The following is a 12,604-nucleotide window of genomic DNA, read 5'->3' as shown; positions in this document are numbered from 1 at the left end:
GAAAGGAGAATGACGATATGCATGAAAAGAAATTTTCATTGATAGAAGGCGAAACATTTACAATCGATCAGCTTGGAAAAGAAATTGAAGAGATCGTCGGGTCGAAAGTGACGGACCTGACAGGAGTGAAGAAGAGGGTCGTTGCACAAAAGCCGAGCCCGGAGCAGGACTTCGAGACATTCACCATAAAATTCAATTTGGAAGACCTGCCCGATTTTGTTGATGTCGTCGCCACAACTGAAAAAAAAGAGAATATCGAAGTTTATGATTTTGATAAAGAGGAATTGAAAGTCCGCCTCGTCAGCTATATCAGACAGGAAGCGCCGATGGACAATGAAAGTGAACATGTCAGCGGATGACCTTAAGATAAGAATGAACACAATAGAGGGTTGATATGAAATATATTAAAACGAAGCGGCTGATTTTAAGGGATTGGAAAGAGAGTGATATACCGGAGTTCATCGCGTTGAATATGGACGAGGATGTTCGCCGTTATTTTCCGAATACTGCCACCCCGGAAGAATCCAGGGAATTCATACTGAACGCCCAGCGCGATATCGATGCGAGGGGCTTCGGTTTGTTTGCTGTGGAGCGCAGGGATACAAAAGAGTTCATCGGATTTACCGGCATCCAGGTTTGGGAAGAGGACGGCCCTTTGCGGCTGCATTTTCTGCCCTCTATCGAGATTGGGTGGCGCCTGGCGAAACGGCACTGGAACCAAGGGTTTGCGACGGAAGCCGCGAGGGGGGTCGTGAAGTTTGCAGAGCGCAATACGGACATCAAGGAAATTTATGCATATACTGCAGGCATCAATTACCCATCGATCAACATCATGCTGAAACTGGGTATGAAAAAAGTATACACTTTTGAGCATCCATCAATCATCGACGGCCATTCTCTCAAGACCCATGTCGTTTATAAGATGGACATAAAAAAGAGGCATCGCTTTAAATTATGAGCGATGCCCTTTTTGCAGGTCTTTATAGGTCCTTACAGGCAGAGGCTTGAAGTTCTCGAACTGGGCGACGAGGGACTCCAGGTCTTCACCGATGAACAGCTGATTCATGTATCTTTCCTCCAGGAATTCTTCGGAAATCATCTTATCGAACATGGCCATCAAATCATCAAAATAATTGTTCGTGTTGATGAGGCCAAGAGGCTTTTGATGGAGGCCGATCTGTCCCCATGTATACATCTCAAAAAACTCTTCCAGGGTGCCTGCACCGCCCGGAAGTGTGATGGTGGCATCGCCGAGTTCGTCCATCCTGGCTTTCCTCTCGTGCATCGTCTGAACGACTTCCAATGTCTGGACTTTTTCGTGGGCCATCTCGCGTTCCACAAGGAAACGGGGGATGACGCCGATCACTTTGCCGCCGGCATCGACCGTGCCATTTGCAACGGCTCCCATCATCCCTGCCGAACCTCCGCCGTAAACCAGTTCGTAACCGGCTTCAGCGATATCTTTTCCGAGCTTGTACGCGGCTTCTTCGAACTTAGGCAGTCTGCCTGATGTTGCACCGCAAAATACAGTTATTCTTTTTATGTCCACTGTGCTTCACCCGCAATCCAATCTGTTAGTTTAAAACCTGCTCTTCTTTTTATTGAGCTTTTTTTCAAGCTTCCGTTGTTTCCTGCTTTTGCCCGCGCTGTTCCTTATGCCGGTTTTACGGCCGCCGGCAGTATAGTGGTCTTCGGCTGCCGCACGATGCTGACCGAACAGTGAATCTTCACTGATGGTTGATCCGGTCTTTCCTTTGGCGCCCGTTCCGTCATAGCTGACCGTCGGATCCAGTTTTTCATGGTGTCTTTTGAACAATTCACCGGGATTGAAATCATTGATGTTTTCTTCGTGGTCTTTCACTTTGTCGAAATATAACTGCTGCACATCGGTCGTCATGTCATTCTCCTCATATATGGATTGTTCAGTCTTATTGTCCATTCTATCATCTTTTTCGTCAGCCGTGTCCTGAATATCGATTTCCAGGCGTTTTTCGTCATCTTGTGTCAAAGATACCCGGCTCATCGATATATCTTCTTCATATGACTTTGCGATGTCCTGGTTTTCCCGGTTCGTACCCGCTGCCGCCTGATCCTCTGTATCCGTGTCCGGTTTCCCGGCAATCACTGCGGAGCTCACAGTCATGCCTGCAATTTTGTCTTCATTCGACATCTCATTATCGGACTGCATGATTTTAGGTACGATGGTATCCTTTGTGAAATTTCCCTGCAGCCTTTTTTGGCGGTGCTTCTCCTTGTCCTTTTCAAATTGCACAAGAAGTTTATCTTCTTTTTTGATACTCCGCTGGTAGGATTTTATATCCTTTTGATAGGCACGTTCCTGCTTTTTGTCGCTGATTTTGCTGCCGACGGTATCCGCAGCGGATTTGCCTGTATGGTAGATGGTCGTGCCTGTGTCTTTGACCGAGTGGTATACGCCTTCACCCTTATCTTTGACATTATGGTAGGCTGTGCTTGAAAAGTGTCCGAGCTTCTCCATTTCGGGATGTTCCTTTATCCGGTTCCTTTCGGTGAACAGCGGCACTAATATGATGGGAAGAACATTGAGCAATGTTTTAATATTCTTATTCATGAGTGGACCTCCATGGCTTTTTATTAATAATTATATAATACCCTCAGTCAACTTTCACTAAACTGTATATAATAGGTTTCAAATTTATATATATGGCAATAATACTAGTAACCAGACAAGGAGGCGCCTTTTTATGAAGACAATTACATCCGATATGACTTTAAAGGAAATTGTGAAGGAAGTGCCACGCTCCGGAGATATCTTCCGGGAACTAAGGGTGGACTTCGTCAATAACGGTGATAAAACATTGGCAGATACTGCAGTGGAAAAAGGATTCGATGAAGAAAATCTGCTGTATGAGATCAATGAGATGGAAACGGTCAATGAAGACGGTATAGACATCAAATATATGGACGAGCAAAGCATATTGAAATATATACAGAGAAAATACCATGAAGATTTGAAAGATGAGCTGCCCGTACTTGAAGAGTATATGGAAAAGGCGGTCAAACAGCATAAGAAAGAGCGGCCCGAACTCGAAGAAGCCGAAACGCTCTTTAAAAGGATGAAAGACGATATCCTTGAACACATCGAAAATGAGGAGCGGACCGCCTTTAAAATGCTTGAGAATTATCTGGAGAATCCGAATCCCCACCTCCTTGAGGCGCTCAAGCCTTATTTGACCACCCTGAAGGGAGAACATGAATCCCTGGCCCAATACTTTTATGAAATGCGGGCACTGACGAATGATTACACGCCTGAGGCCGGTGCGACCGGAGAGATGAGGCTGGTCCTCCAACGGCTGGAAAAGCTGGAAAAGGATACATTCAACCACCTGTTCCTTGAAGGCGATCTGCTGTTCGATGCTGTATATGAGCAGCGGAGTTCCACTTTTTAAGATTATAAGACCCCTGCACGTGATTTTTCACGTGCAGGGGTCTTTTCATTGTACGAGCGGGAATATCACGGTGAATGTCGTGCCTTCGCCTTCCACGCTGTCCAGTTCTATCTTCCCTTTGTGTGATTCGACAAGGTGCTTGACTATGGCAAGTCCGAGACCGGTGCCGCCGGAGTTTCTGGAGCGTGCCTTGTCCACCCTGTAAAACCGTTCGAACACCCTCGGAATGTATTCTTCGGGTATGCCGATTCCCGTATCACTGACTGAGATCCTGACATTCGAAGAAGTGATTTCAATAGAAACCCGGATGCTGCCGCCTTCCCCCGTGTAAGTGATCGCGTTCGCAATCAGATTCAGCAGAATCTGGTTCAGGCGGTCCGGATCTCCTTCGATGGTCACTGTCTCCGTTGAAGGTGGAAGGGTGACTTCAAGGTTCTTTTCCGATATGGCTTTCGTCATCGTATTGGTGATCGTATGGATCAGCTTCACAAGGTCGACATCCTGGACATTCAGGGGAGAGACCTTATTCTCGATGCGAGAGAGATGAAGCAGGTCACGGATGAGGCGGTCGATGCGTTCACTTTCATCATAGATGATCTGCAGGAAGGACCGTCTCGTCTCTTCATCTGTAACTTCGCCGCTGAGCAGTGTCTCTGAAAACCCTTTTACGGAGGTGATCGGCGTCTTGAGTTCGTGAGAGACGTTCGCCACAAAGTCACTCCTCATATTTTCAAGTCGCTTGATGTCTGTGATGTCGTGTAGCACGATGATGACGCCCCTCTGCTTCCATCCATTGCCGTAGTACGGCCCGAAATGTGCATCGAAGACCTTTTTGGTCATCTCGCCTGCAGTGATTTCTTTTTGGAGCTTTTCATTTTCCCTGAAAACGGCGGCGATGCCTTCACGCAGTCCGAGGTTGTCTTCCACATCCCTGTAATCGTGCCCGACGATGTACTGGTTGTGCTGGCCGAGGAATTTTTCCATGGCAGAGTTGATCATCAATATCCTGCCTTCCTGGTTGATGAGCATGACCCCGCTCACCATGTTGGAAAGTATGGTGGATAATTGCTGCTCATTTTCATGGAGGGCACGCATCTGATTCTGCAGGTTCGTCGCGAGGTCGTTGACCGAAGCGGCGAGTTCGCCAATCTCCCCCGAGACTTTGGTATGGACACGGCTGCTGTAATCCTTGCCGCTCAGCCGCTTCGTGACACCGATGATATCACTGACGGGCCTTGTGATGCTCCGTGCAAGTATGCTTGCCGCAACCGCTGCAATCAGCAGGATGATGGCGAGGAATACTGCGAGCCCGCGCCAGAATACGACCATCGTGTCTTCAATGTTGTGGAGTGGGTATGACGTCCTGATGATGCCGTTGATTATACCTTCAGCGTTATAGATCGGACTTGCGACATACATCATCTCGGTCTCCTCGGTTTCGCTGAACCGTATGGATTCGCCGAATTCCTGGTTTTCCTCCAGGACTTCCTGCACTTCCGGCCTTTCACCGTGGTTTTCCATCGTGCCGGGTGCGTTCTCTGAATCCGCAAGCACTTCACCATCGGTGCCTATGATCGTGAAACGCATGCTGACGGGCTCCCTGAACAGGGCTATTCTTTCCTGCAGGTCTTCCGAGCCGCCTTCAAGGTCACTCGTCTCGATGAGCTGGGCCACCAGCTGCGCGTTTTCATAAAGGTGTTCACCCGTCATCTGCTTAAATGCATTTTCACTGACGCTGGCGACGAAGAACCATAGAAAGACCAGCAGGGTGAATGTCAGTAAAGAGAAGGATACCGTGATCCGGAACCACAACCGATTCATTCAGCAGGTCCTTCCAGCTTGTAGCCGAACCCGCGGATCGTTCTGATGTACACCGGTTTTTTTGTATCCTCCTCGATTTTTTCCCTGAGGTGGCTGATATGTACATCGACGATCCGTGTATCACCGTCATACTGGAAATCCCATACGCCGTTCAACAGCTGATCCCTGCTGAGCACTTTGCCCCTGTGGTTTGCGAGATAGAGGAGCAGTTCGAACTCTTTCGGCGTCAGGACGAGCTGACGGTCCTTGAAATAAACATCATAACGGTCGAGGTGGATCTCCAGGTCGCCGATTTTCAGAATCTGCTCCGACTGTTCGGCATCCTCGCTCTGCGAGCGCCTCAGAATGGCCTTCACCCTGGCGACCACCTCACGCGGGCTGAACGGCTTCGTCAGATAGTCATCCGCACCGAGCTCCAGCCCGAGTATCTTATCGAATTCATCATCCTTTGCCGTCAACATGAGGATGGGCAGGTTCACCTTCTCCTGGCGCAGCGTCTTGCATACATCCATGCCGTCCATCCCGGGGAGCATCAGATCCAGCACCATGAGATCCGGTTTTTCATTCATGGCGGTATCCAGCCCCGTCCGACCGTCCTCTGCAGTCAAGACGTTGTAACCCGCCTGTTCAAGATTAAATTTAAGTAAAGTTACGATGGATGGTTCATCATCGACAACAAGAATTGTGCGCATATCAGCGGCTCCTTTCAAATTTGTGCATCCATATAACGCTTATATTTTACCACATCGGGGCCTCCGTTCGGCATTCTTTACATTTCCTTAACAATCTAATCGGTAAATGATTAGGACTTTCCCTAATGTTATTCCGGGCAATAAAAACAGATAATGTAAGTATCTTGAGAGAATTGTATTTGGAGGAGAGCGCTAATGGACAAACTCTTTGGTCTTCATTTCTTTAAACCGACTGAAAAGTTTAACGGCAACTGGTCAATATTGGAAGAGAAGAGCCGGGAATGGGAAAAAATGTACCGTCAGAGATGGAGTCACGACAAAGTGGTCAGGACGACCCACGGCGTGAACTGCACAGGCTCATGTTCGTGGAAGGTATTTGTGAAGAATGGCATCATCACATGGGAGAATCAGCAGACCGACTATCCATCGTGCGGGCCCGACATGCCTGAATACGAGCCGAGAGGGTGTCCGCGCGGTGCCTCATTCTCATGGTACGAATACAGCCCGATGCGCATCAAGTTCCCTTATATGCGGGGGAAGCTGTGGCGATTGTGGCAGGAGGCACTGCAGGAGCTGGAGGACCCGGTCGCGGCATGGGGAAGCATCATCGAGGATCCTGAAAAGGCGAAGTCATACAAGCAGGCACGCGGCATGGGCGGCCATGTCCGGGTGAACTGGCGTGATGTGACACAGTTGATCGCAGCCCAGCTGATCTATACGATCAAAAAATACGGACCGGACAGGATCGCCGGATTCACGCCGATTCCTGCGATGAGCATGCTGAGTTACGCAGCAGGCTCAAGGTTCATCACTCTGCTTGGCGGTGAGATGCTCAGTTTTTACGACTGGTATGCGGATCTGCCTAACGCGTCCCCGCAAATATGGGGGGATCAGACGGATGTCCCCGAATCGGCGGACTGGTACAACTCGAATTACCTGATGATGTGGGGTTCGAACGTACCGCTGACACGTACGCCGGATGCCCACTTCATGACTGAAGTGAGATACAAGGGCACCAAAATCGTCTCCGTCGCTCCGGACTATGCTGAAAACGTCAAGTTCGCCGATAACTGGCTGGCACCGAATCCGGGGACGGACGCAGCACTTGCACAGGCGATGACACATGTCATATTGGATGAGTTTTATTATCAGAGGCAGGAGCCGATGTTCATCGATTATGCGAAGCGGTTCACCGATCTGCCGTTCATGATTTTGCTGGATGATTTCAAGGATACGTTGAAAGCAGGACGTTTCCTGAGGGAGAGCGACCTCGGAACGGACAGTGCAAATGCGGATTGGAAGCCCGTCATACTGGATGCGAATACAGGTGAGCTTACTGCACCGAACGGCACGGTGGGTCAGAGATGGGAAGAAGGCAAGAAATGGAATCTGGAACTGAGACGTGAAGACGGCACGGAAATCGATCCGGCAATGTCGGTTGAAAAATTCGGCGGCGAGGAAATCAACATCGAATTCCCGTACTTTGACAATGCAGGGAACAGTACATTCACCCGGCCGATCATGGCAAAGAAAGTGAAGCTTGAGGACGGCACCGAGAAATATGCGGCGACGATCTATGACCTGATGCTTTCACAGTACGGGGTGAAACGCTTCGGCTCGGAACATGAAGCGAAAGGGTATGATGATGCTGATTCCGTCTACACACCTGCATGGCAGGAGAAAGTGACATCCGTGAAGCAGTCCGTAGTCGTACAGATTGCACGGGAATTCGCACAAAATGCAGTGGACACCGACGGACGTTCAATGATCATCATGGGTGCGGGCATCAACCACTGGTTCAACTCCGACACGATATACAGGTCGATACTGAACCTCGTGATGCTGTGCGGCTGCGTCGGCAAAAACGGCGGCGGCTGGGCACATTATGTCGGACAGGAGAAAGTCCGCCCGTATGAAGGCTGGGCACATGTCGCCTTTGCCAAGGACTGGCAGGCACCGCCGCGCCAGCAGAATGCGACGAGCTGGTTCTATTTTGCAACCGAGCAGTGGAAGTATGAGGAAGCGGGGGCAGATACGCTTCAGTCTCCGACTGCCGACGAAATAGAATACAAACATCCGGCCGACTACAACGTCCTTGCAGCAAGGCTTGGCTGGCTGCCCTCATATCCGCAGTTCAACAAGAGCAGCCTCGCATTTTATGAAGAGGCGAAGGCTAAAGGGGACGACTCAGATGAGGCGGTGATCGACCTCGCCGTGGAACAGCTTAAGAGCAAGGAGACGAAGTTTGCGATCGAGGATCCTGCTGCAATTGAAAACCATCCGAAAACCCTCTTCGTCTGGCGTTCGAACCTCATATCATCATCCGCAAAAGGGCAGGAATATTTCATGAAGCATCTGCTCGGCACAAAGAGCGGGCTGCTCGCTTCACCAAATGAAGATTTCAAGCCCGAGGAGATTGAATGGGGCGAGGAAGCGGAAGGGAAGCTGGATTTGATGATCGCCATCGATTTCCGGATGACGGCGACACCGATTTATGCGGATATCGTATTACCTGCGGCGACGTGGTATGAAAAGCACGACATATCAAGTACGGATATGCACCCGTTCATCCACCCGTTCAACCCGGCCGTGGATCCGCTGTGGGAATCGAAATCGGACTGGAATATATTCCGGGACCTGGCGAAAGGTTTTACTGAAATGGCCAAAACGCAGCTGCCGGGTATTTATAAGGACCTGGTCACGTCCCCGCTCGCACATGATACGAACCAGGAGATGGCACAGCCCCTCGGGCTGGTCAAGGATTGGTCGAAAGGTGAAATCGAGGCGATCCCGGGCAAGACGATGCCGGCATTCAAGATCGTCGAAAGGGATTACACAGAGGTCTACGATAAATTCATCACTGCAGGTCCCGGCTTCAGGAACAAGATCGGTGCCCACGGCGTGTCGTTCGATGTGACGGAGCAGCATGAGGAACTCAAGTCGATGAACGGCGTCTATACCGACGGCACGATCAAGGATGGACTGCCGAGGATGGATACGGCAAGACGGGCTGCGGATGTCGTGCTGCACGTGTCATCATGCGCCAACGGCGAAGTGTCGCAGAAATCCTATGAGGACCTTGAAAATCAGACCGGGCAGGTGCTCCGGGATATCTCAAGTGCACGGGAAAATGAAAAGATCACATTCAACAATATCACGGCACAGCCGAGGGAAGTCATCCCGACAGCCGTCTTCCCGGGTTCGAACAAGCAGGGGCGGCGTTACAATCCTTTCACCACGAACGTTGAACGGAATGTGCCTTTCAGGACGCTGACGGGACGACAGTCCTTCTACATCGACCACGATATGTTCCTGCAGTTCGGTGAAGGCCTGCCGGTCTACAAACCGACACTGCCGCCGATGGTGTTCGGCTCGAAGGACAAGAAGATCAAGGGCGGCGTGGACTCGCTGGTCCTCAGGTACCTGACCCCGCACGGTAAATGGAATATCCATTCGACATACCAGGACAACCTGCATATGCTCACGCTCTTCAGGGGCGGACCGACGGTCTGGCTGTCCAATGAGGACGCAGAAGAGCATGATATAGCAGATAATGAATGGCTGGAGGTCTACAACAGAAATGGTGTTGTGGCAGCGAGGGCTGTCGTTTCACATAGAATGCCGAAAGGCACGATGTTCATGTATCACGCACAGGATAAGCATATTGAAGTGCCCGGCTCTGAAATTACGGATACGCGCGGCGGAAGCCACAACGCTCCGACACGGATCCATATGAAGCCGACCCAGATGGTCGGGGGTTATGCCCAGATCAGTTACGGCTTCAACTATTATGGTCCGATCGGTAACCAGAGAGATGTTTACGTCGCGGTAAGAAAAATGAAGGAGGTCAATTGGCTTGAAGATTAAAGCGCAGATTGCAATGGTGATGAACTTGGACAAATGTATCGGTTGCCATACGTGCAGTGTGACATGTAAAAGCACTTGGACGAATAGACCGGGTGCAGAGTACATGTGGTTCAACAACGTGGAAACGAAGCCCGGCATCGGCTACCCGAAACGCTGGGAGGACCAGGAGCACTATAAGGGCGGCTGGAAGCTGAGAAACGGCCGTCTGGAATTGAAGAGTGGAACAAAGTTATCCAAAATCGCACTAGGTAAGATCTTCTACAACCCGGATATGCCGGAAATGAAGGAATACTACGAACCGTGGACGTACAACTACCAGGATCTGATCACAAAAGAAGAGAGCGAACACAGCCCTGTTGCGACGGCACATTCCGTCATCTCAGGCGAGAAGATGGACCTTGAATGGGGACCGAACTGGGAAGACGACCTGGCAGGCGGCCATATCACAGGCCCGCAGGATCCGAACATCCAGCAGATCGAAGAAGAGATCAAATTCAACTTTGAAAAGACCTTCATGATGTATCTGCCGAGGCTCTGCGAACACTGCCTGAATCCGAGCTGTGTGGCGAGCTGCCCGTCGGGTGCAATGTACAAACGGGATGAGGACGGCATCGTGCTGGTAGACCAGGAGGCATGCCGCGGCTGGAGATACTGCATGACAGGCTGTCCTTACAAGAAAGTCTACTTCAACTGGAAAACGAACAAGGCGGAGAAGTGCACATTCTGCTTCCCGCGTGTAGAAGCAGGCCTTCCGACTGTATGTTCAGAGACGTGCACAGGCAGGATGCGTTACCTCGGCGTGCTGCTGTATGACGCCGACCGCGTACTTGAAGCGGCTGCCACTGAAAATGAGAAAGATCTCTACGAAGCACAGCTTGACCTGTTCCTCGACCCGAACGATCCTGAAGTGATTGCACAGGCGGAACGGGACGGCATTTCCAACGACTGGATCGAAGCGGCACAGAACTCGCCGGTCTATAAACTGGCAGTCGAATACAAGCTTGCATTCCCGCTGCACCCTGAATACCGGACGATGCCGATGGTATGGTACTGCCCGCCGCTCAGCCCGATCATGAACTACTTCGAAGGAAAGGATTCCATCAAGAATCCGGATGCAATATTCCCGGCAATCGAAGAGATGAGGATCCCGCTCCAGTACCTTGCGAATATGCTGACTGCCGGCGATGTTGAACCGGTCAAGGGCGCACTGCAGAAGATGGCGATGATGCGTCAGTATATGAGGGCCATCTCAAGCGGCAAGGACTTTGACGAATCAAGGCTCGAGCGCGTCGGCATGAGTGCGAACGAAACGAAGATGATGTACCGGCTGCTTGCGATCGCGAAATATGAAGACCGCTTCGTCATACCGACTTCCCACAGGGAGCAGTATACGGACCCTTACAGGGCCCAGGGCTCGACAGGCTACGGCTTCGGCGGGGACGATTGTGATGGGTGCGGTCCGGTGATGGCTGCAACGACGAGCAATCAGACGGGCAAAGAGATTTACGAACAGAACTTCTATGGGGGAATCTGGCGTGATTAATCTGGATGAATTACACAAATATAAGAAGTCATTCGGGTTCTTTTCGAACCAGCTGACTTTCCCGACCAAAATTGATTTTCATCCAAGGGAGTTTGATGGGGCGTTCGATGCGTCCCATCCGGCTTACCCTTACATCAAACAGTACTGGGATGACATGCATGACATCAGCCTTGATGACATTCAGCAGGTCTACACCCAGACTTTCGATTTTGACAGGGACACCAATTTGTATATGACTTATTTCAAATTTGAAGACCAGAAAGAACGCGGCCAGATGCTGGCCAAACTGAAGGTATTGTATGAAATGTTCGGTCTGAAGATGCCCGACAACGAGCTGAGCGACTACCTGCCTCTCATGCTTGAGTTCCTTTATGCCGCGGAATGGCGGGGGGACGAGCGTGCGGAGGAAAGCCTGACTTTGTTGATCATGGTCCTGGAAGACGGTACATATCATATGATCCAGGCTTTGGAACGTAATAAAAGCCCATACTTCAACCTGATCAAGGGATTGCGGGAAACGTTCAAGGCATGTGTAGATGAGTCGATGAAAGAGGGCGAACAAAATGCTTGATCAATTTCTGTGGGTGATATTTCCTTACTTGTGTGTGGTAATTTTTATCGTTGGACATATTTGGCGGTACAGGATAGATCAATTCGGCTGGACGGCAAAATCGAGTGAATTCATTGAGAAGAAACAATTGATGGTGGGGAGCATACTGTTCCATTTTGCAGTGATACCGGTTTTTTTTGGACATATAGTGGGGTTGTTCATCCCGGCGCATTGGATGAGTGCAATCGGGGTCAATGAGCACATCTATCATCTCGGGGCGGTGTATGTCGGCGGATTTTTCGGGGTGGTGATGTTTGTCGGCATGTTCCTGCTGACATTCCGGAGGATCAATAACAAATCAGTCCGTAAATTGAGCTCAGTTTCAGATATGGTGGTCAATTTTCTGCTGCTGTTCATAACTTTCATCGGTATTTATGCTACACTTGTCACAAATAATATCGTGACCGATTTTGATTACCGTCAGTCGATTTCAGTATGGGTCAGGGGGCTTGTGACGTTTTCCCCGGATGCCTCACTGATGACGGACGTACCGCTTACATTCCAGATACATGTACTTTCCGCCTTCCTGATCTTCGCGCTGTGGCCTGCAACAAGGCTTGTGCATGCATGGAGCCTGCCGTTCAACTATGTCGGAAGGAGTTATATAGTATACCGGAGGCATAAGCAGTAAAGAGATCGGGAT

Annotated in this window: 11 protein-coding genes; 7 read left to right on the top strand and 4 right to left on the bottom strand. The window is 50.2% G+C overall.

Annotated elements, in window-relative coordinates; all coding sequences use genetic code 11:
- Positions 1–17 precede the first annotated feature (17 nt).
- Both CRN96_RS11685 and CRN96_RS11680 read left to right on the top strand, forming a co-directional pair.
- Positions 18–359 carry a hypothetical protein gene (locus CRN96_RS11685; RefSeq protein WP_097042381.1) on the top strand — a complete coding sequence of 114 codons (342 nt, stop codon included), beginning with the start codon at positions 18–20 and terminating at the stop codon, positions 357–359.
- A gap of 35 nt (positions 360–394) precedes the next feature.
- Positions 395–958: a GNAT family N-acetyltransferase gene (locus CRN96_RS11680; protein WP_097042379.1), complete on the top strand. Its 564-nt coding sequence runs from the start codon at positions 395–397 to the stop codon at positions 956–958.
- Here CRN96_RS11680 and CRN96_RS11675 read toward each other — a convergent pair.
- Both CRN96_RS11675 and CRN96_RS11670 read right to left on the bottom strand, forming a co-directional pair.
- The gene (locus CRN96_RS11675) at positions 953–1,543 is read right to left on the bottom strand and encodes an LOG family protein (protein ID WP_097042524.1); all 591 of its coding nucleotides are present in this window, start codon (positions 1,541–1,543) and stop codon (positions 953–955) included. The genes CRN96_RS11680 and CRN96_RS11675 overlap by 6 nt on opposite strands.
- A 36-nt stretch (positions 1,544–1,579) precedes the next feature.
- Positions 1,580–2,590: a hypothetical protein gene (locus CRN96_RS11670; protein ID WP_097042377.1), complete on the bottom strand. Its 1,011-nt coding sequence runs from the start codon at positions 2,588–2,590 to the stop codon at positions 1,580–1,582.
- A 133-nt stretch (positions 2,591–2,723) separates the two neighbouring features.
- On the opposite strand from CRN96_RS11670, the gene CRN96_RS11665 reads away from it, so the two are divergent.
- Positions 2,724–3,428: a DUF542 domain-containing protein gene (locus CRN96_RS11665; protein ID WP_097042375.1), complete on the top strand. Its 705-nt coding sequence runs from the start codon at positions 2,724–2,726 to the stop codon at positions 3,426–3,428.
- 45 nt (positions 3,429–3,473) lie between these two features.
- On the opposite strand, the gene pnpS is transcribed toward CRN96_RS11665, so the two are convergent.
- Positions 3,474–5,249 carry a two-component system histidine kinase PnpS gene (pnpS, locus tag CRN96_RS11660; protein ID WP_097042373.1) on the bottom strand — a complete coding sequence of 592 codons (1,776 nt, stop codon included), beginning with the start codon at positions 5,247–5,249 and terminating at the stop codon, positions 3,474–3,476.
- Positions 5,246–5,941, bottom strand: coding sequence for a response regulator transcription factor (locus CRN96_RS11655; protein ID WP_097042370.1), 696 nt, complete (start codon positions 5,939–5,941; stop codon positions 5,246–5,248). The genes pnpS and CRN96_RS11655 overlap by 4 nt, the downstream gene beginning before the upstream one ends.
- A gap of 195 nt (positions 5,942–6,136) precedes the next feature.
- On the opposite strand from CRN96_RS11655, the gene CRN96_RS11650 reads away from it, so the two are divergent.
- Genes CRN96_RS11650 through narI form a run of 4 tightly spaced genes read left to right on the top strand, consistent with a single transcriptional unit; the run spans position 6,137 to position 12,592 of the window.
- On the top strand, positions 6,137–9,808 hold the full coding sequence (locus CRN96_RS11650) for a nitrate reductase subunit alpha (protein WP_097042368.1): 3,672 nt from the start codon (positions 6,137–6,139) through the stop codon (positions 9,806–9,808).
- Positions 9,798–11,351 (top strand): nitrate reductase subunit beta, encoded by a 1,554-nt coding sequence (narH, locus tag CRN96_RS11645; protein WP_097042365.1) that lies wholly within the window; start codon positions 9,798–9,800, stop codon positions 11,349–11,351. Before CRN96_RS11650 ends, narH begins: the two co-directional genes overlap by 11 nt.
- Positions 11,344–11,922: a nitrate reductase molybdenum cofactor assembly chaperone gene (narJ, locus tag CRN96_RS11640; protein WP_097042363.1), complete on the top strand. Its 579-nt coding sequence runs from the start codon at positions 11,344–11,346 to the stop codon at positions 11,920–11,922. Before narH ends, narJ begins: the two co-directional genes overlap by 8 nt.
- Positions 11,915–12,592 (top strand): respiratory nitrate reductase subunit gamma, encoded by a 678-nt coding sequence (narI, locus tag CRN96_RS11635; protein WP_097042361.1) that lies wholly within the window; start codon positions 11,915–11,917, stop codon positions 12,590–12,592. Before narJ ends, narI begins: the two co-directional genes overlap by 8 nt.
- Positions 12,593–12,604: the final 12 nt, after the last annotated feature.

Source organism: Salinicoccus kekensis (assembly GCF_900220995.1).
Taxonomy (GTDB): Bacteria; Bacillota; Bacilli; order Staphylococcales; family Salinicoccaceae; genus Lacicoccus; species Lacicoccus kekensis.
Note: the sequence above shows the minus strand (reverse complement) of the source record. Positions and strands in the feature narration are given on the sequence as shown.